Consider the following 18,358-nt stretch of genomic DNA (forward strand, 5'->3'; position numbering starts at 1 on the left):
TCTGTGGGCGGGGCGCGCTGCACACCGGGGCTTTCCCGGATGCAAGTGCTGGCCTAGCGTGGGCCCGACACGCATCAGGAGAGCCTGCCTCATGGATATAGAAGAGCTGCGCCGCGCCACGCCGGCCATCGGCAATGTCGTGCATTTCAACGCGGCCAGCAGCGGACTGGTGCCGGTGCAGGTGCTGTCGGCCATGGTCGCCCATCTTGAGGCAGAGGCCGGACTTGCGCCGCATGAGGCCGGGGTGGCCTCTGTCCCCGCGCGGGAAGGGGTGCGGGCGGAGGTGGCGGCGCTTATCGGCGCGCAGCCCTCCGAGGTCGCCTTTGCCGAAGGGTCCAGCCAGGCCTGGAACGCGGCCTTCGCGGCGCTGCCCGAGTTGCAACCGGGGGATCGGGTGCTGGTGGGGCGCCATGAGTGGGGTGGCAATGTCTTTACCCTGATGCAGGCCTGCGCCCGGCGTGGCGCGCGGCTTGAGGTCATCCCGGCGGGGCCGGACGGGCGCAGCGATCCGGGCGCGCTGTCGGCGATGCTGGACGATCGCGTGCGGCTGATCGTGATGACCTGGATGCCGGCCCATTGCGGCATCGCGGAGCCGGTGGCCGAGGTCGGCCGGATCGCGCGCGCCGCCGGGGTGCCCTATTTCCTGGATGCGGCCCAGGCGCTGGGCGTGGTGCCGGTGGACGTGACGGCGCTGGGCTGTGACGTGCTGGCCGCGCCGGGGCGCAAGGGGCTGCGCGGGCCCAAGGGTAGCGGCATCCTTTACGTGCGGCAGGATTTCCTGGAGCGGCTCACGCCCGGCGGGCTGAACGTGCGCGCGGCCAGCTGGACCGGCACGGCGCCGGAGCTGCGCGCGGATGCTGGCCGGTTCGAGAGCAACGAATGCGCGCCCGCCGGGATCCTGGGGCTGGGCGCCGCGGTGCGCCTGGCCGCAGAGCTGGGCGTGGCGGCGCTGGCGGAGCGCAGTTTCGGCAAGGCGGCCTCTCTTCGGGGGGCGCTGCGGGCGGTGCCGGGGGTGCGCCTGCGCGAAGAGGGCCTGGCAGAGAGCCATATCACCACCTTCACCCATGTGGCCCTGTCCCCGGCAGAGGTGATGCAGCGGCTGGCCGATCAGCGGATCACGGTCAATGCGGTGCCGGCCGCCTACGGGCCGCTGGTGGATCTGCCGCAGGCCGGGGTGATCCGCGCCTCTGTCAGCTACCTGACCACGGAAGAGGAGATCGGCCACCTGGCAGAGGCCCTTTCGGGGATCTGAGCCGGGGCGGGCGGCTTACTCCCACGCCTTACTCCCACGCCTTATTCCCATGCCGGCAGGTCGGGCGCGTAGCGGCTGCGCAGGTAGCGCGCCAGCGCGGCGATATCGGCGGCAGGGAGTTCGCGGGCAAAGGCGGGCATGTCGTGCAGGGCGGTGCCCTCGGGGGCCAGCAGCCCCTCTGCGATGACCTTTTCGGCGGTTTGCGGGCTGGGCGCGCGCAGGGCCGGGCTGGTGCCAAGGGGCACCTGCGCCACGGTGGCGCTGTCGGCAAAGACCGGTTCATGACAGGAGGCGCAGGCGCTGTCGTAGATCCGCGACATCCGTCCGGGCGGCGGCATCACGCGCTGGGTCAGCGCGGCGGGCTGGCCTGTGCCAAGCGTCGCAAGGTAGGTCGCCATGGCGGCGATATCGGCCGGCGGCAGGGTGGAGAGGCCCGCGATGACCTCTGCCATCGGGCCGGAGGCGGCGGCGCGCCCGGCAGCCACCCCGGTGGAGAGATAGGCGCGCAGCTGGTCCTCTGACCAGCCGCCGGGGACCCTGCCTGCCAGAGGCGGAGCGTACCAGCCGTTGACCTCTGCTCCGGCCAGCGCGGCCACCTCGCGTTCCGCCCCAAGCGCGTTGCGCGGCGTGTGGCAGGCAGAGCAATGGCCGACGGTTTCCACAAGGTAGCGGCCCCGGTTCCACTCGGCGTTGCGCGCAGGGTCAGGGCTCAGCGTGCCGGTCTTCAGGTCCAGGAGGTTCCAGCCCGCCAGCGCGGCGCGGGGCAGGGCCATCTGTGCCTCTGGGATCGCGTTGCGCACCGGCTCAAGCGTCTGGAGGTAGGCATAGAGCGCCTGCAGGTCGTCTTCTGCCATCCGGGTGAAGCTTGTGTAGGGGAAGGCGGGGAACAGGTGGCGCCCATCGCGCGAGATCCCCTGCCGCATGGCGCGGGCGAAGGCGGTATAGGACCAGCGCCCCATGCCGGTTTCCCCGTCCGGAGTGAGGTTGGTGGAATAGACCGTGCCGAAGGGCGTTTCTATCGCGCGGCCCCCGGCACTGGGGGCGCCGCCTTCTGCCGTGTGGCAGGAGGCGCAATTGCCAAGCGCGAACAGGTCCGCCCCGCGCTGGAGCGTGTCGGCTGTGTAGATCCCGGCGGCGGGCGGCGTGGCGGGCGCGATGGCGCGCATGCCGGGCAGAAGCGACAGCCCCAGCCCGAAGACCGCCGCCGCGCTGCCCATCAGCCCTATGAGCTTCAGGTTGCGCCGGCGCGGCTTTTCGGGGCCGGGCAGGGCGGCGGGCCGGGGCGCATGGCCGAGCGCTTCGCGCATCTTTTCCGGCGTGAAGGGGGCGTGGCGCATCCGTACCCCGGTGGCATCCCAGATCGCATTGGCGATGGCCGCCGCTGCCGGGACGGCCGCGCTTTCGCCGGTGCCGAGCGGAGGATCGGCGGGATCGGCGATCACATGGGTGCGGATCTCAGGCAGTTGGTCGAAGCTGGCGACCGGGTAATCGGCAAAGCTGCGGTCGCTGACGGAGATCGCATCAAAGCTGACTTCTTCGCGCAGCACCCGGGCGGCGGTCTGGATGACATTGCCGTGGATCTGCTGGCGCACGCCCTCGGGGTTGATCACCAGCCCCTGGTCCTGGCCGACGGCAACGCGGGTCAGGGTGACCTCGCCGGTTTCGGTATCCACCGCCACATCCGCCACCCAGGCTGCCGCAGCGGCGGCCAGGCCCGGGAAGGGGCCGTGGACATAGGTGGCAAAGGCAAAGCCCTGCCCATAGGCCATGCGCCCGTCGCGCTTCAGGCGCGGGGTGCGGCGGGGCTCCCAGCCGGCCTTTTCGGCGGTTTCGCGGATCAGCCGCGCCTGGCGGGGATCGTCGACATGGCGCAGGCGGAAGGCGACCGGATCCTCCTGGGCCTCTGCCGCCAGCTCATCGACAAAGCTTTCATGGGCGAAGGTATTGGGCAGGGCAGAGACCCCGCGCAGCCAGGAGGCGCGCACGATGGGGGCCATGTCATGGACGGTGATCTGCTTGTGGGGCACCCGGTAGGGCGGGATGATCGTGCGGTCGCCCATGTCCGAGGGGCGCGGCTCGGGGCTGATCCGGCCGGTCAGCAGCAGCGCCAGGTTGGGCCCGCGGTTGGAGGGATACCAGCTGTCGAAGCGGTAGCCGTGGAAGGCACTGTCCCTGAGGCTGCCGGAGACATCCATGATCTGGGCGGCGCCCTTGGGTTCCCAGAGCATTTCCTGCGCGCGCGTCAACTGGACCGAGACCGGCTTGCCGCAGGCGCGCGACAGCAGCAGCGCATCCCCGGCCACGTCATCGGCGCAGTTTCGCCCGTAGCAGCCGGCGGCCTGGTGGCGGCGGATCTCTATCGCCTCTTCGGGCAGTTCCACCAGCAGCGCGAGGTCCCCGCGCAGCATGTGCGGGTTCTGGGTGCCGGCCCAGCCCGGGGGCCGCCCGCCGTTCCAGTCCGCCACCGCGCAGGAGGGGCCAAGCGTGCCATGCATGTGCCAGGGCCAGGAATAGGAGCGGTCCAGCCGCGTGCCCTCTTGCAGGGCGGTGTCGATATCGCCGCTTGCCTCGCAGAGGCGCGGGGTGGAGGGCTGGGCACGGATCGTTTGCGCGGCCTCCTCCATGTCCGGCAGATCCGGGGGCAAGGCCCAGTCCACCGGCAGGGCCTCTGCCAGTTGGCGGGCGATATGGGCATGGGTGGCCAGCACCGCCAGGAAATCGCCGATCCGGTGGACGCCAAGGTAGCCGTCGCGCCCGGAGATGGCGCTTTCGTCGTAGCCCAGCAAGGAGTGGCCGATGAAATCGCCGCTATCGCGCCCGGCGTAGGGCGGGCGGATCACGTGGCCATGCACCATGCCCGGCACGCGGACATCCTGGATGTAGTCGAAGTTCCCGGTCAGCTTGGCGGGCAGGTCGTGGCGCGGGGCGCTGGCGCCCACCACGCGGTAGCTCGCAGGGTCCTTCACCGGGTGGTCGGGGTCAAGCTCCAGCACCACCGGCTCGCGCAGCAGCTCTGCATAGGGCAGGGAGGTGTCGCCGTGCAGGAAGTGGCCATCGGCGCTGTGCAGGGCCTCTGGCGGGGCGTTCAGGCGCAGGGCGGCGGCGGCGCGCAGCCAGGCATGGGCCTGGGCGGCGGCGGTGCGCAGGGGGCGGGCGGTGACCTGGATCGTTTCAGAGGCGATGGTGGGCCCCTGGTCCGGCGTCTGCGCCGTGTCGCCCAGCGTCATGGTGACGGACCCCAGCGGCAGGTCGAGCTCTTCCGCGACGATCTGGGCCAGGGCGGTGGTGATCCCGGTGCCGAGGTCCACATGCCCGTTGAAGCCGGTGGCGGTGCCATCGGCGTGCACCACCAGGAAGGTTTCCGCTCCGCGGGGCGTGGCACGGGTGAGGGTCAGGGTCATCTCGCAGCCTCTGGCGGGCGGAAGGCGGGCGGTTTCGCCGGGGACAGCTCAGTCATCCGCGGCCTGCATCAGCTTGGCGGCGGCACGGACCGAGGCGATGATCTCCACGTGGGCCCCGCAGCGGCAGATGTTGTGGCGCAGGGCATCGCGGATCTGGGCCTCTGACGGGTCGGGCGTGCGCCTGAGAAGCGCGACGGAGGTCATGACCATGCCGTTCAGGCAGTAGCCGCATTGCGCGCCCTGGGCCTTGAGGAAGCCTTCCTGCACGGGATGCAGGGTGCCATCGGGGGCGGCAAGCCCTTCCAGCGTGGTGATCTCGGCGCCCTCGACGCGGTGCATGCGCAGCAGGCAGGACCGCGCGGGCACGCCATGCACCAGCACCGTGCAGGCGCCGCACTGGGCCAGGCCGCAGCCGTATTTCGGCCCGTTCAGTCCAAGCTCTGCCCGCAGCACGTCCAGCAGCATCCGGCCGGGATCGACCGAGAGCGCATGGCGGGCGGCGTTCACCTGCACCGAGATTTCCCGTTTCTCGCCAGTCACTTTGTAATGCCTGTCACCTTTTCACGCCCGTCGCCCTTTGAAGCCTGTCACGCCAGTTCCCTTCCCTTGGTGTTTCGCCCGGATGTTGCCTTCGGGTCTGTCTTGTCACCGTCTTTAGCCTTGCGCCAGTGAGCCACGGATCGGCCTGCTGCTCAACTACCCAGAGGCCTTTCCTGCGCCTTCATCAACAGGCCGGGCCCGGGCGCGGCTGGGCGGAGCGAGATTGTATGCATAGAAACAGATGGCAGGTGGTGCGCGTCAAGCCCGCAAGAGGCCGGATCGGACGGCTTGGGACAAAGTGACCGTTTCGGCGGCATTTGCCCCCATCTGCTTGACCCGGGGCCGCGCGGGGGCCATGAAAACCTTGCCCGCAACCCGGAGGATGGTTTGGCCCGAAGACCCACGACACTCGACACGGCTGCCCTTGACCGTGAAAAATCCCGCCGCGTTGGCGCGCTCAGGCAGCTCTGGCCCTTCCTGAAACCCTATCGCGGCATGATGGCTGGGGCCATCGCCGCGCTGATCCTGACGGCCTCTGTTTCGCTCATCCTGCCGATCGCGGTGCGCCGGGTGGTGGATACCTTCAACTCTGATCAGATCGGGCTGCTGGACAAGTATTTCGGCGCCGCCATCGGGATCGCGGGCCTTTTGGCCATCGGGACCGGGCTGCGCTATGCGCTGGTCACCAAGCTGGGCGAACGGGTCGTGGCCGATATCCGCAAGGCGGTCTTCGCCCGCGTGATCGGCATGAGCCCGGCGTTTTACGAAACCACGATGACCGGCGAGGTGCTGAGCCGGATCACCACGGATACAACGCTGATCCAGTCGGTCATCGGCTCTTCCGTCTCTGTCGCGCTGCGCAACGTGCTGATCTTCATCGGCGGCATGGGGTTGATGCTGTTCACCTCTGCCAAGCTGACGGGGCTGGTGTTGCTGCTGGTGCCGCTGGTGGTGGTGCCGATCCTGACGCTGGGCCGCCGCCTGCGCCGGCTGAGCAAGGAAAACCAGGACTGGATCGCGGCCTCTTCCGGCAATGCGAGCGAGGCGCTGCTGTCGGTCCAGACGGTGCAGGCCTTTACCCACGAGGGGCTGAGCCGCGCCGCCTTCGACCAGGTGACCGAGGAAAGCTACCGGTCCGCCATCGCGCGCATCCTGACGCGGGCGGTGATGACGATCATCGTGATCTTCCTGGTCTTCTCCGGTGTGGTCGGCGTGCTGTGGATCGGCGCGCAGGACGTGCGCATGGGCACGATGTCGTCCGGCGCGCTGGTGCAATTCGTGATCTACGCGGTCATGGTCGCCGGGGCCGTCGCCGCGCTGAGCGAGATCTGGGGCGAGCTGCAGCGCGCCGCCGGCGCCACGGAGCGCCTGGTCGAGCTTCTGTCGGTTGAGGACAGCGTGAAGGATCCGGTCAAGCCGCTGGATCCGCCCGATCCGGTGCGCGGCGAGATCACCTTTGAAAACGTGTCGTTCCATTACCCGTCGCGGCCCGGCAGCCCGGCGCTGGACGCGGTGAACCTGACCATCCGCCCGGGAGAGACCGTGGCGCTGGTGGGCCCCTCGGGCGCGGGGAAATCGACGATCATCCAGATGATCCAGCGCTTCTACGATCCCGCCGAGGGCCGGGTGTTGCTGGATGGCGTGGACCTGAGCGCCATGGCGCGCAGTGATTTCCGCCGCTCCGTCGCGCTGGTGCCGCAGGATCCGGTCATCTTTGCCGATACTGCGCGCGAGAACATCCGCTTCGGCTGGCCCGGTGCGCCGGACGCAGAGGTCGAGGAGGCCGCGCGCTCGGCCGCGGCGGATCAGTTCATCCGCGCCTTGCCGGAGGGCTATGAAAGCCCGGTGGGCGAACGCGGCGTGATGCTGTCGGGCGGCCAGAAGCAGCGCATCGCCATCGCGCGGGCCATCCTGCGCGATGCGCCGGTGCTGCTGCTGGACGAGGCGACAAGCGCGCTGGATGCCGAAAGCGAGCGGCTGGTGCAGCAGGCGATCGAGCGGCTGGCGCAGGGGCGGACCACGGTGATCGTGGCGCACCGCCTGGCCACCGTGAAGAAGGCCGATCGCATCGTGGTCATGGACGAGGGCCGCATCGTCGCCGAAGGCCCCCATGACGAGCTGGTGGCCCAGGGCGGTCTTTACGCCCGCCTGGCGCGGTTGCAGTTCACCGATGGCTCTGCCGCCGCCTGAGCGCTTCGGGCCCAAGGCGCCGTAAAGCAACAGGGGCAGGGGCCGGGTGGCCGCTGCCCCTTTTTCATGGCTGGATCATGGCCGCGGCCTGTGCCCGGGCGCGGCAGAGAGATTGTCTTGGCCCCCCGGAACGCTTATCTGTTTCTTCTGACCTGACGCAGGGTTGCTGCGGTGAGGCGCGCGGGATACGCGACGTTGACGGACCTTCAACGCAGCGTAACACTTGCGCAAATTCCCATCCGGGAAACTCTTGTGCGGACCCTGACCCGCCCTGAGGAGGAGCGGAGGGGAGCTGAATGGGAGGAGAGAACTTGGCCTACACAGGTGTCGAGGGCGCAAAACGCCTGACCAATGAAATGCCATGGGAGGCGCGGGACGTTCCCAAGACCGTCTTCGAGATGATCAGCCGGACCGCCACGGCCTTCCCCGAGCGCAACGCGATTTCCTTCCAGCTTGAATCCGGTCCCGGGGACCGCGCAGAGACGCTGAGCTGGCGGCAGTTCCAGGGCCAGGTGGCGCAGGCGGCGAACATGTTCCGCGCCATGGGCGTGGGGGCGGATGACGTGGTGGCGCTGGTGCTGCCCAATTGCCTGGAGACCGCTGTTGTCACCCTGGGCGGCATGGTCGCGGGCATCGTGAACCCGATCAACCCGCTGCTGGAAGCGGAACAGATCGCCTCCATCCTGCGGGAGACCGGGGCGAAGGTCGTGGTCACGCTGAAGAGCTTCCCCAAGTCCGACGTGGCCCAGAAGACCGCAGAGGCCGTGCGCCATGCGCCGGCCTGTCACACGGTGCTGGAAATCGACCTGAACCGCTACCTGGGCCCGCCCAAGTCCTGGCTGGTGCCGCTGCTGCGCCCCAAGATGCCTGCGCGCTGCCATGCGGACGTGAAGCCGCTGCTGGCCGAGATGGCGAAATATCCCACGACCCTGCAATTCGACGACAGGCCGGAAGACCGCGTGGCGGCCTATTTCCACACCGGCGGCACCACCGGCATGCCCAAGGTGGCGCGCCACCTGGTGTCCGGCATTGTCTACAACGGCTGGCTGGGGGCCACGCTGCTGTTCCGCGAGGACGACAGCATCATGTGCCCGCTGCCCATGTTCCATGTCTTTGCCTGCCAGGTGATGCTGATCGGCGCGGCGACATCGGGCGCGCATATCGTCTTCCCCACCCCTGCCGGCTACCGGGGCGATGGGGTCTTCGACAACTTCTGGAAGCTCTGCGAGCGCTGGAAATCTACCTTCATCATCGGGGTGCCCACGGCCTTTTCCGCGCTGATGCAGCGCCCGGTGGATGCGGACCTGTCCACGGTGAAACTGGCGTTTTCCGGCTCTGCCGCCCTGCCGCAGGAGCTGTTCAAGCGGTTCGAGAAGGCCGCCGGCGTCAAGATCCTGGAGGGCTACGGGCTGACCGAGGCGACCTGCCTGGTCTCCTGCAACCCGGACCAGGGCGAGCGCAAGTACGGCTCTGTCGGGGTGCCGTTCCCTTACACGGAGGTGCGCATCCTGGACAATTCCCAGGGGGAGGTCCGCGAATGCGGGCCCGACGAGGTCGGAGAGATCTGCATCGCCAGCCCCGGCGTCTATCCCGGCTCCACCTACACGGAGGCGGCCAAGAACGCGGACCTGTTCCATTACGATCGCTACCTGCGCACCGGGGACCTGGGGCGGCTGGATGAAGAGGGCTACCTGTTCATCACCGGCCGGGCCAAGGACCTGATCATCCGGGGCGGGCACAACATCGATCCGGCGGTGATCGAGGATGCCCTTGCCTCTCACCGCGACGTGGCCTTTGCCGGGGCGATCGGCCAGCCCGATGCCCGCGCCGGAGAGCTGCCCTGCGTCTACGTTGAGCTGGTGGCCGGTGCCACGGCGGATGCCGAGGAGCTGATGGCCCATTGCAAGGTCCATGTTCATGAGCGCGCCGCGATCCCCAAGCACGTGGAGATCCTGGACGAGCTGCCGAAAACCGCCGTGGGCAAGGTCTTCAAGCCGGACCTGCGCAAGCTGGCGATCAAGCGGGTCTATGACGCGGCCCTGGCGGATGCCGGGGTGGCGGCAGAGGTCACGGAGGTCGTGGATGACCGCAAGCGCGGGCTGACCGCCCGGCTGCGCCGCACGGGCGAGGTGGATCAAGAGAAGCTGCGCCATGTGCTGGGCAACTTCACCCGCCCCTGGGAGTGGGCCGAGGCGACCGAAGCCGCCTGAGCCGCGCCCGCCCGTCGCTGAGGGGCGGCAAGGCACGGGCAGTGAGACCAGATTGGCCGGGCCTTCGGGGCCCGGCTTTTGCGTTGCCGGGCGCGCGTGCAGGCCGCTTTCGCCCATGGCCTGGGCACTCACCTTTCTGACTCTGCAAATATGCGGATCCGGCTGCGCGATTGCCAATTCCCCTTTGACTGTCTATGGCAGCGCCGGATCCTTGGATCCGCAACCGGGGTTTCCGGCTGGCTCATCGGGATGGTCCCGACTGGATGGCGCCATGAATTTCGTGATCTTCGTCAACGGTGTCGCGTTGCTGTTCTCAGCCGCCCTGATGCTTCTGGATGCGCTGATCTTTCCCGACACCGCCCGCATTTTTGCCGAATCCGCGCTGTTCACGGGCTTCCCGGGGATTTTGCTGGCGATCTGCGCCTCTGCGACCTTCACCGGCTTGCAGCGGCTGCACGGGTTCCTGCTGACCTCTTCGATATGGGTGACGGCGGCGCTGGCGGGCGCTGTCCCGCTGTGGATGGCGGGGCTGACGCCGGTGGATGCGCTGTTTGAATCCATGTCCGGAATCACCACCACCGGGGCCACGGTCATGAGCGGGCTGGACCAGACCCCCCATGGCGTCCTGCTGTGGCGGGCGATCCTGCAGGCCGTGGGGGGCGTGGGCTTCATCGTGACCGGCATCGCCCTGCTGCCCGTGCTGCGGGTGGGCGGCATGCAGCTGTTCCAGACCGAAAGCTCTGACCGCAGCGAGAAAGAGATCGGATCGGCGGCCTCCTTTGCGGCGGCGACGCTGGCGGTCTACCTGGGGCTGATGCTGCTCTGCGGGGTCTTCTACGAGGCGGGCGGCATGGGGATCTTCGACGCCACGACCCATGCGATGACGACCCTCTCGACAGGGGGCTATTCCAACTACGACGCCAGTTTCGGCCATTTCGACAGCGCTTACCTGCAATGGGTGGGCACGGGGTTCATGCTGGCGGGGGGGCTGCCCTTTGCCTGGTACATCCGCGGCTGGCGCAAGCGGTCCTTCGGCAACGAACAGGTCGCGGCCATGCTGAAGACCCTCTCCGTGGTGATCGTCGTGCTGGCGGCCTGGCTGATCGTGACCCGGTCCCTGCCGGTGGCCGAGGCCTTTCGCCTGGTGGCCTTCAACGTGGTCTCCGTGGTCACGACGACGGGCTATGCGACCACGGATTACACGGTCTGGGGGCCAGTCGCGCAGGTGGCTTTCCTGGGTCTGACCATCGTGGGGGGCTGCACGGGATCGACATCGGGCGGGGCCAAGGCCCTGCGCTGGCTGATCTTCGCCCGCTCCCTGAAGCGCGCAGTGCGCCATGTCCATGCGCCCCACAGCGTGGGCCAGATCCGCTACGAGGGACGCGCCGTGGCGCCTGATGTGCTGAACGGGGTCATGGCCTTCTTCGTCTTCTACGCAGTCACCGCATCGGTGATCGCCATCGTGCTGGCCTTCTTGGGGATGGAGCTGGACGCGGCGGTCAGCGGCGCGCTGACCGCGCTGGCCAACGTGGGGCCGGGCCTGGGCGAGGTCATCGGCCCCGCCGGCAACTTCGCGCCCCTGGGCGCGGCAGAGAAACTGGTGCTGGTGCTGGGCATGTACCTGGGCCGGCTTGAGCTGCTGACCGTCTACGTGCTGCTGATGCCCGCCTTCTGGCGCGAGGTCCGGGGCTGACACAGCCCGCCCGGCGCGAATCTGCCCTCACGTCATCCGGTATTCCGGGCCGGGCCCCAGCGGGATCGCGTGGGGGTGTGCTGCGCGCGCGAATCCCGAAGGCCGGGTGGTAGCCTTGTTCGCGCGACGCGCCGCCGGCGGATCGCGGGATCCGGCCGGGCGTCCTGCGGGGCAGGGCGCGGGGGACTTGTTGCGCCCCAGGGCGGACGAAACGGCGCGGTATCCCTTGCAGGCTAGGCGGACAGGCGCAGAGAGGCAACCCAGGCGCCGAGCGGAAAAACGTTTTGTTTCAAGGGGATTTATGGTGCCGCAGGGGAGGATTGAACTCCCGACCTCACCCTTACCAAGGGTGCGCTCTACCACTGAGCTACTGCGGCGCTACGTGTCGTCGGAAGCTGCTGTCCCGGTGACCGTGGGCGGCTGATTAGACGCAAACGAAGAGGGGTGCAAGCATAATCTGGACCCTTTTTCGGACCTCGTTTAGAGAAGGGTCATGACAGGCAGGAACGGCAAGAAGGGCGAAAGCCCGCAGACACGGGAAGAGCGGCTGAAAGCGGCACTCAAGGCCAACCTTGGGCGGCGCAAGGCGCAGGCGCGGGCACGGGCCTGCGATGACGCCACGGAAAACCCCGCCGCCGGACCGGATGCCGACAATAAGGAAGGCTAGGAGCAGATGGATTCGATTTTGGTGACGGGCAATGGCCCGCTGAACGGGCAGATCCCGATCGCGGGCGCCAAGAATGCCTGTCTCACGCTGATGCCGGCCACGCTGCTGAGCGAGGAGCCGCTGACGCTGACCAATGCGCCGCGGCTGTCCGATATCCGCACGATGACCGAGCTGCTGCAAAGCCTCGGGGCGGAAGTCACCTCGATGCAGGATGGCAAGGTGCTGGCGATGTCCTCTCATGACATCAACAACCACAGGGCGGATTACGATATCGTCCGCAAGATGCGGGCCTCCATCCTGGTGCTGGGGCCGATGCTGGCGCGCGAGGGCCACGCGGTCGTGTCGCTGCCCGGGGGCTGCGCCATCGGCGCGCGCCCCGTGGACCTGCACCTGAAGGCGCTGGAAGCGCTTGGCGCGGAGCTGGAGCTGAAGGACGGCTACGTTCATGCCAAGGCCGTCGGCGGGCTGAAGGGCGGGACCTTCGAGTTCCCCATCGTCTCCGTGGGCGCCACGGAGAACGCGCTGATGGCGGCGACGCTGGCCAAGGGCACGACCGTGCTGAAGAACGCCGCGCGCGAGCCGGAGATCGTGGACCTGGCCCATTGCCTGCGGCGCATGGGTGCGCAGATCGACGGCGAGGGCACCAGCACGATCACCATCCAGGGCGTCGATCGCCTGGGCGGGGCCACCCATCCCGTGGTCACCGACCGGATCGAGCTGGGCACCTTCATGCTGGCGCCGGCGATCTGCGGCGGCCGGGTGGAGCTGCTGGGCGGGCGCCGTGACCTGGTGGAGGCCTTCTGCCTCAAGCTGGAGCAGGCCGGGGTCCATATCGAGGAAACCGAGAAGGGTCTGATCGTGGATCGCAACGGGTCGCGGGTGAAGGCGGTGGATGTGACCACCGAGCCCTTCCCCGGCTTCCCCACCGATCTTCAGGCCCAGATGATGGCGCTGCTGTGCACCGCCGATGGCACCTCTGTGCTGGAAGAGAAGATCTTCGAGAACCGCTTCATGCATGCGCCGGAACTGATCCGCATGGGCGCCAGCATCGACGTGCAGGGGGGCCATGCCACGGTGCACGGGGTCGAGAAGCTGAAGGGCGCGCCGGTGATGGCCACCGATCTGCGGGCCTCTGTCAGCCTGATCCTTGCGGGGCTCGCCGCAGAGGGGGAGACCGTGGTAAACCGCGTCTACCACCTGGACCGCGGCTACGAGCGGGTCGAGGAGAAGCTGGAAGGCGTGGGTGCGAAGATCGAAAGGGTGACGGGCTAGATCATGGTCGAAGACGCAAGGTTCGAGGACGGCGGCGAGAAGGCACTGAACCTGGGGGCGCTGGCCCCCGAGGATCTTCAGGTGATCTCTGCCCTGATCCAGGACGCGGTGATCCCCGCGGCAGAGATGCGCTACCTGCCCAAGGAGCGCCGCTTTGCCATGTTGCTGAACCGGTTCCGCTGGGAAGACGGCGCCCGCGACCGCCACGGGGCGGAGCGGGTGCAATCCCTGCTGATGTTCGAGAACGTGGAAAGCGTCTCCTCGCAAGGGGTCGAGCGCGGCAACCCCGAGATCGTGCTTTCCACCCTGGCGGTTGAGTTCGTTCCCGGGGAAGAGGCGCCCTCGGGGCATGTGCTGGTGACGCTGGCCGGTGACGGCGCGATCCGCCTGAAGGTGGAGGCGCTGGAAGCGGTGCTGCGCGATGTGACGCGGCCCTATGTGGCGCCCTCTGGCAAGGTGCCCGACCACCCGCAGTAGCGCCGCTTGAAGCGGCCCCTCCCCACCGTTAAGGAGGCCCGAACCCCAGGGCGGCCGGTATTCGGGCGCATCGGGACCCGGCCCCGCAGGATGGCGCAATGACCTATTTTCTGTCCACGGACACAGACGATTTCGAGACCCGCTTCACCGAGCTGCTGGGCGCCAAGCGCGAGGACAGCCCGGATGTGGACGATACCGTGGCGGCGATCATTGCCGATGTGCGCGCGCGCGGCGATGCGGCGCTGATCGAGCTGACGGCAAAGTTCGACCGGCTGGAGCTGACCCCGCAGACCCTGCGTTTTTCCGAGGCCGAGGTGGATGCGCTGATCGCCCAGGTGCCGACGCGCGAGCGCCAGGCGCTGGAACGCGCGGCCGAGCGGATCCGGGCCTACCACGTGCGCCAGATGCCGGGGAACGACAAGTGGACCGACCCGGATGGCGCGACGCTGGGCTGGCGCTGGTCGGCGGTCTCTGCCGCCGGGCTCTACGTGCCGGGGGGGCTGGCCTCTTACCCCTCTTCGGTGTTGATGAACGCGATCCCGGCCAAGGTGGCCGGGGTGGAGCGCCTGGCCATCGTGGTGCCGACGCCGGGGGGCGTGGCCAATCCGCTGGTGCTGCTGGCCGCGCGCATCGCCGGGGTGGACGAGATCTACCGCATCGGTGGCGCCCAGGCCGTGGCGGCCCTGGCCTATGGCACGGAGAGCATCGCGCCGGTGGACAAGATCACCGGGCCGGGCAATGCCTTCGTGGCGGCTGCCAAGCGCCGGGTCTTCGGCAAGGTGGGCATCGACATGATCGCCGGCCCGTCCGAGATCCTGGTGATCGCGGACAAGGACAACGATCCCGACTGGATCGCGCTGGACCTGCTGAGCCAGGCCGAGCACGACGAAAGCGCGCAATCGCTGCTGATCACCGACAGCCCCGCGCTGGCAGAGGCGGTGACCGCCGCCGTGGAAAAGCGCCTTGAGACGCTGGAACGCCGCCAGATCGCCCGCAAGAGCTGGGACGATTTCGGCGCCGTGATCATCGTGCGCGACATGGCAGAGGCGGCAGAGCTGTCCAACCGCATTGCGCCGGAACACCTTGAGCTTTGCGTGGCCGAGCCCGAGGCCCTGGCAGAGCATTGCATTCACGCCGGCGCGCTGTTCCTGGGCGCCTGGACGCCGGAGGCCATCGGCGACTACGTCGGCGGCCCGAACCACGTGCTGCCCACGGCGCGTTCTGCGCGATTCTCTTCCGGGCTTTCGGTGCTGGATTTCCTCAAGCGGACCACGATTGCGCGGATGACACCGGGCGCGCTGGCCGCCATCGGACCGGCCGCAGAGGTGCTGGCCCAATCGGAAAGCCTTGAAGCGCATGGGCTTTCTGTACGTGCACGGCTGGACAAGCTGAACGGCAAGTGACGCTGGGGCAAAAGATCACTCTAATGTTAACTTTTTATAAAGATCAGGTGGAAATTTTCTGCGTTGCAGCATAGATTACAGGGAGGAGTGGCCTCCCGACCTGACTGGCCGAGCTGACTGGAAAAAATGACAATGTCGCGCATAGCCCAAATCGAGCTGGATGACCGCAACCTGCCGCCTCCGACCCCGGAGATCGAGCAGGAACGGCGTGTTGCCCTGTTCGACCTGCTGGAGGAGAATTCCTTTTCTCTGCCGCAGCGCGATGACCGGGTCGTGCCCGACGGGCCTTACAAGTTGGCCCTGTCGATCCGCGACAAGCGGCTGGTTTTCGACATCGTCACAGAGGCCGGCGAGCCCGCGGTGCAGTTCCTTCTGTCGCTGGGGCCGTTCCGCCAAGTGGTGAAGGATTACTTTGCAATCTGCAAAAGTTACTTCGATGCCGTGAAAAATCTCCCTCCCGCGCAGATTGAGACCATCGACATGGCCCGCCGGGGCATCCATGATGAAGGGGCGCGCATTCTGGTCGAGCGACTCGAAGGGAAGGCGATCGTGGATCACGACACGGCACGCCGGCTTTTCACTCTGGTTTGCGTGCTGCACTTCGGAGGATAAGACGGCTTGGCAGCGGCACTCCCGCAATCGGTCCTATTTTGCTGCGACCATAACGCGGTGCGTTCTCCCATGGCGGAAGGGCTGATGAAGCGCATGTACGGGACCGGGGTCTACGTGCAGTCCGTGGGGGTTCACAACGATCTGGAAATCGACGGTTTCGCCATTGCGGTCTGCGGGGAGTTCGACGTGGAACTGGCCCGCCATCGGTCGCGCTCCTTCGAGGAAATGCAGCAATGGGGCGATGACCTGAGCAGCTTTGACCTGGTCGTCGCGCTGTCGCCGGCCAGCCAGAGATCCGCCCTTGAGCTGACGCGCTTCTTCCATCTTGAGGTCGAATACTGGCCGATCATGGATCCCACCGGGATCGGAGAGACGCGCGACCAGAAACTGAACGCCTATCGCCAGAGCCGGGACCAGATCGTCGCCCGGCTGACAGAGAAATTCGGACCGCCGCCCCATGCGTTGCGGGCGCAGAAATTTCAGGACTGACCATGACCCAGACCATTCGCCGCTACTTCGCCGCCTTCAACGCGGGCGACACGGATACCATGCTTGACTGCCTGTCCGAGGACGTGGCCCACCACGTCAACGAGGGCAAGATCCGCCGCGGCAAGGCGCTGTTCGCGGAGTTCAACGACCACATGACCCGCTGCTACCGCGAGGAGCTGACGGACATGGTGATCTTCGAGGCCGAAGAGGGCCGCCGCGCCGCCGCGGAGTTCATCGTCAACGGCACATACCTGGTCACGGACGAGGGCCTGCCGGAGGCCAAGGGGCAAACCTATCGCCTGCCGGGGGGGTCCTTCTTCGAGCTGGACGAGGCCGGGCTGATTTCCCGCGTGACGACCTATTACAACCTGGCCGACTGGGTGGCCCAGGTTTCCAAATGAAGGTCGAGGTCCTGACGGGCGAGGCGCTGGAGGGGGCCCTTGAAGACGTGGCGCGGCTGCGGATCGAGGTCTTTCGCGACTGGCCCTACCTTTACGACGGCGACCTGGACTACGAACGCGATTACCTGAAGGTCTACACCGGGCGCAGCGCGGTGGTTGTCGCAGCCATCGACGAGGGCCGGATCGTGGGCGCGGCGACGGGCATGGGCATGGAGTATCATGCCGCCGATTTCGCGGAGCCCTTCGCCACCCGCCCCGAACCGCTGGAAGAGATCTTCTATTGCGCGGAGTCGGTCCTGCTGCCGGCCTATCGCGGGCAGGGGCTTGGCCATGCCTTCTTCGATGCGCGCGAATCTCATGCCCGCAAGCTGGAGCGCCGCTGGTCTGCCTTTTGCAGCGTCTTGCGTCCGAAGGATCACCCGATGCGCCCCGAGGGCTATCGCCTGCTGGACGGTTTCTGGCAAAAACGCGGCTATGCACCCCTGCCGGGAATCGTGGCAAACTTCAGGTGGACCGATATCGGCACCAAGGGTGAGTCCGATCACCTGCTGCAATTCTGGATGAAGGAACTGGGATGAAAATCGCTGCCGCCGCCTATCCGCTGGATGTTTTCACTGACTGGGCCGCCTATGAGGCGAAGCTTTCCGCCTGGGTGGCCGAGGCCGCAGGGCAGGGGGCGGACCTGCTGGTCTTTCCCGAGTACGGCGCGATGGAGCTGGCCTCGCTCAGCGAAGAGGCCGTCTGGACCGATCTGCAGGCCGCGAGCCGCTTCATCAGCGACCTGATGCCAGAGGTGAACGCCCTGCACCTGCGGCTGGCGGCGGAGCACGGGGTGCATATCCTGGGCGCTTCCGGTCCGGTGCTGGAGGGCGGGCAGATCGTCAATCGCGCCCACCTGCACACGCCGGATGGCCAGACGGGTTTCCAGGACAAGCTGATCATGACCCTTTGGGAGCGCGCGCCCTGGGGTGTGGTCGGGCAGGGGCCGCTGAAGGTCTTTGAGACCGCCCTCGGCCGAATCGCGATCAACATCTGCTATGACAGCGAATTCCCCCTGCTGGCCCGCGCCCAGTCAGAGGCGGAGATCCTGCTGGTTCCCTCCTGCACGGAAGCGCTTGAGGGCTACTGGCGGGTGCGCATCGGCGCCATGGCCCGCGCGCTGGAAGGGCAATGCGTGGCGGTCATGTCCTCTGTCGTGGGGGTCTATCCCCTGCTGGAGGCGGTGGATGTCAATTGCGGCACCGGCGGCATCTTCGGCCCGCCGGACCGGGGCTTTCCGCCCACCGGCGTTCTGGCCGAAGGGGTGCTGGACGCTCCCGGCTGGACCTATGCCGAGGTCGACACGCAGGCCATCGCCGAGGCCCGCGCGGCAGGAAATGTACGCAACCGGGCCCATTGGGCAGAGCAACCTGCCGTCACTCCGTCCGAATCCGTACCGCTTGGAGCGATTCAAAGCTTGAAACTCTCCGCGGAAAGGCCCATTTAGCCGTCATCCTGCCGTCCGCGGCGGGTTCATCAATTCAGGAGACCACATGGCCAAGGAAGATATTCTCGAATTCCCCGGCGTCGTGAAGGAACTCCTGCCGAATGCGACATTCCGGGTCGAGCTCGAGAACGGCCATGAAATCATCGCACATACGGCAGGCAAGATGCGCAAGAACCGCATCCGTGTCCTCGCAGGCGACAGGGTCCAGGTTGAAATGACCCCCTACGATCTGACCAAGGGTCGGATCAACTATCGCTTCAAGTAA

General features: G+C 67.5%; 16 protein-coding genes and 1 tRNA gene. 14 read left to right on the forward strand and 3 right to left on the reverse strand.

The annotated features are described in order from the left end of the window. The first annotated feature begins 91 nt into the window (after positions 1 to 91). The gene (locus HCZ97_RS00590) at positions 92 to 1,252 is read left to right on the forward strand and encodes an aminotransferase class V-fold PLP-dependent enzyme (protein WP_167686709.1); all 1,161 of its coding nucleotides are present in this window, start codon (positions 92 to 94) and stop codon (positions 1,250 to 1,252) included. 41 nt (positions 1,253 to 1,293) lie between these two features. Here the strand turns inward: HCZ97_RS00590 and HCZ97_RS00595 are convergent, their stop codons facing one another. After that, complete coding sequence (locus tag HCZ97_RS00595) at positions 1,294 to 4,653, reverse strand: molybdopterin cofactor-binding domain-containing protein (protein ID WP_167686710.1); 3,360 nt, start codon at positions 4,651 to 4,653, stop codon at positions 1,294 to 1,296. Between the two features lie 48 nt (positions 4,654 to 4,701). Then, positions 4,702 to 5,193: a (2Fe-2S)-binding protein gene (locus tag HCZ97_RS00600; RefSeq protein WP_368484298.1), complete on the reverse strand. Its 492-nt coding sequence runs from the start codon at positions 5,191 to 5,193 to the stop codon at positions 4,702 to 4,704. Between the two features lie 387 nt (positions 5,194 to 5,580). Between HCZ97_RS00600 and HCZ97_RS00605 the strand changes: the two genes are divergently transcribed. The 3 genes from HCZ97_RS00605 to HCZ97_RS00615 all read left to right on the forward strand — a co-directional run bounded on the left by HCZ97_RS00605 (position 5,581) and on the right by HCZ97_RS00615 (position 11,286). Then, positions 5,581 to 7,383: an ABC transporter transmembrane domain-containing protein gene (locus HCZ97_RS00605; protein ID WP_167686711.1), complete on the forward strand. Its 1,803-nt coding sequence runs from the start codon at positions 5,581 to 5,583 to the stop codon at positions 7,381 to 7,383. 296 nt (positions 7,384 to 7,679) lie between these two features. Next, a complete protein-coding gene (locus HCZ97_RS00610) occupies positions 7,680 to 9,593 on the forward strand; it encodes an acyl-CoA synthetase (protein ID WP_167686712.1) in 1,914 nt (637 codons plus the stop codon). A gap of 271 nt (positions 9,594 to 9,864) precedes the next feature. Beyond that, positions 9,865 to 11,286, forward strand: coding sequence for a TrkH family potassium uptake protein (locus tag HCZ97_RS00615; RefSeq protein ID WP_167686713.1), 1,422 nt, complete (start codon positions 9,865 to 9,867; stop codon positions 11,284 to 11,286). A 302-nt stretch (positions 11,287 to 11,588) separates the two neighbouring features. On the opposite strand, the gene HCZ97_RS00620 is transcribed toward HCZ97_RS00615, so the two are convergent. Beyond that, positions 11,589 to 11,663: transfer RNA gene (locus tag HCZ97_RS00620), tRNA-Thr, on the reverse strand. A gap of 116 nt (positions 11,664 to 11,779) precedes the next feature. On the opposite strand from HCZ97_RS00620, the gene HCZ97_RS00625 reads away from it, so the two are divergent. The 10 genes from HCZ97_RS00625 (at position 11,780) to infA (ending at position 18,358) form a co-directional block, all read left to right on the forward strand. Further along, on the forward strand, positions 11,780 to 11,953 hold the full coding sequence (locus HCZ97_RS00625) for a hypothetical protein (RefSeq protein ID WP_167686714.1): 174 nt from the start codon (positions 11,780 to 11,782) through the stop codon (positions 11,951 to 11,953). A gap of 6 nt (positions 11,954 to 11,959) precedes the next feature. Beyond that, on the forward strand, positions 11,960 to 13,225 hold the full coding sequence (gene murA, locus HCZ97_RS00630) for a UDP-N-acetylglucosamine 1-carboxyvinyltransferase (protein ID WP_167686715.1): 1,266 nt from the start codon (positions 11,960 to 11,962) through the stop codon (positions 13,223 to 13,225). 3 nt (positions 13,226 to 13,228) lie between these two features. Beyond that, positions 13,229 to 13,702 (forward strand): DUF2948 family protein, encoded by a 474-nt coding sequence (locus tag HCZ97_RS00635; protein ID WP_167686716.1) that lies wholly within the window; start codon positions 13,229 to 13,231, stop codon positions 13,700 to 13,702. A gap of 98 nt (positions 13,703 to 13,800) precedes the next feature. Further along, a complete protein-coding gene (hisD, locus tag HCZ97_RS00640; protein WP_167686717.1) occupies positions 13,801 to 15,105 on the forward strand; it encodes a histidinol dehydrogenase in 1,305 nt (434 codons plus the stop codon). A 132-nt stretch (positions 15,106 to 15,237) separates the two neighbouring features. Next, complete coding sequence (locus tag HCZ97_RS00645) at positions 15,238 to 15,717, forward strand: UPF0262 family protein (RefSeq protein ID WP_167686750.1); 480 nt, start codon at positions 15,238 to 15,240, stop codon at positions 15,715 to 15,717. A 6-nt stretch (positions 15,718 to 15,723) separates the two neighbouring features. Next, positions 15,724 to 16,206, forward strand: coding sequence for a low molecular weight phosphatase family protein (locus tag HCZ97_RS00650; RefSeq protein WP_167686718.1), 483 nt, complete (start codon positions 15,724 to 15,726; stop codon positions 16,204 to 16,206). A gap of 2 nt (positions 16,207 to 16,208) precedes the next feature. Further along, positions 16,209 to 16,607: a ketosteroid isomerase-related protein gene (locus tag HCZ97_RS00655; protein WP_167686719.1), complete on the forward strand. Its 399-nt coding sequence runs from the start codon at positions 16,209 to 16,211 to the stop codon at positions 16,605 to 16,607. Then, positions 16,604 to 17,185, forward strand: coding sequence for a GNAT family N-acetyltransferase (locus HCZ97_RS00660; RefSeq protein WP_167686720.1), 582 nt, complete (start codon positions 16,604 to 16,606; stop codon positions 17,183 to 17,185). Before HCZ97_RS00655 ends, HCZ97_RS00660 begins: the two co-directional genes overlap by 4 nt. After that, on the forward strand, positions 17,182 to 18,093 hold the full coding sequence (locus HCZ97_RS00665; RefSeq protein ID WP_167686721.1) for a carbon-nitrogen hydrolase family protein: 912 nt from the start codon (positions 17,182 to 17,184) through the stop codon (positions 18,091 to 18,093). Before HCZ97_RS00660 ends, HCZ97_RS00665 begins: the two co-directional genes overlap by 4 nt. 46 nt (positions 18,094 to 18,139) lie before the next feature. Continuing rightward, on the forward strand, positions 18,140 to 18,358 hold the full coding sequence (gene infA, locus HCZ97_RS00670) for a translation initiation factor IF-1 (protein WP_007792573.1): 219 nt from the start codon (positions 18,140 to 18,142) through the stop codon (positions 18,356 to 18,358).

This window comes from Pseudooceanicola sp. HF7, from assembly GCF_011806405.1.
Taxonomy (GTDB): Bacteria; Pseudomonadota; Alphaproteobacteria; order Rhodobacterales; family Rhodobacteraceae; genus Pseudooceanicola.

What these genes read in the sequence shown, in the direction of transcription:
- HCZ97_RS00590 (WP_167686709.1), top strand. Translation starts at nt 92, where the DNA reads ATGGATATAGAAGAGCTGCGCCGCGCCACGCCGGCCATCGGCAATGTC.
- HCZ97_RS00595 (WP_167686710.1), bottom strand. Translation starts at nt 4,653, where the DNA reads ATGACCCTGACCCTCACCCGTGCCACGCCCCGCGGAGCGGAAACCTTC.
- HCZ97_RS00610 (WP_167686712.1), top strand. Translation starts at nt 7,680, where the DNA reads ATGGGAGGAGAGAACTTGGCCTACACAGGTGTCGAGGGCGCAAAACGC.
- HCZ97_RS00615 (WP_167686713.1), top strand. Translation starts at nt 9,865, where the DNA reads ATGAATTTCGTGATCTTCGTCAACGGTGTCGCGTTGCTGTTCTCAGCC.
- HCZ97_RS00625 (WP_167686714.1), top strand. Translation starts at nt 11,780, where the DNA reads ATGACAGGCAGGAACGGCAAGAAGGGCGAAAGCCCGCAGACACGGGAA.
- murA (WP_167686715.1), top strand. Translation starts at nt 11,960, where the DNA reads ATGGATTCGATTTTGGTGACGGGCAATGGCCCGCTGAACGGGCAGATC.
- HCZ97_RS00635 (WP_167686716.1), top strand. Translation starts at nt 13,229, where the DNA reads ATGGTCGAAGACGCAAGGTTCGAGGACGGCGGCGAGAAGGCACTGAAC.
- hisD (WP_167686717.1), top strand. Translation starts at nt 13,801, where the DNA reads ATGACCTATTTTCTGTCCACGGACACAGACGATTTCGAGACCCGCTTC.
- HCZ97_RS00645 (WP_167686750.1), top strand. Translation starts at nt 15,238, where the DNA reads ATGTCGCGCATAGCCCAAATCGAGCTGGATGACCGCAACCTGCCGCCT.
- HCZ97_RS00655 (WP_167686719.1), top strand. Translation starts at nt 16,209, where the DNA reads ATGACCCAGACCATTCGCCGCTACTTCGCCGCCTTCAACGCGGGCGAC.
- HCZ97_RS00660 (WP_167686720.1), top strand. Translation starts at nt 16,604, where the DNA reads ATGAAGGTCGAGGTCCTGACGGGCGAGGCGCTGGAGGGGGCCCTTGAA.
- HCZ97_RS00665 (WP_167686721.1), top strand. Translation starts at nt 17,182, where the DNA reads ATGAAAATCGCTGCCGCCGCCTATCCGCTGGATGTTTTCACTGACTGG.
- infA (WP_007792573.1), top strand. Translation starts at nt 18,140, where the DNA reads ATGGCCAAGGAAGATATTCTCGAATTCCCCGGCGTCGTGAAGGAACTC.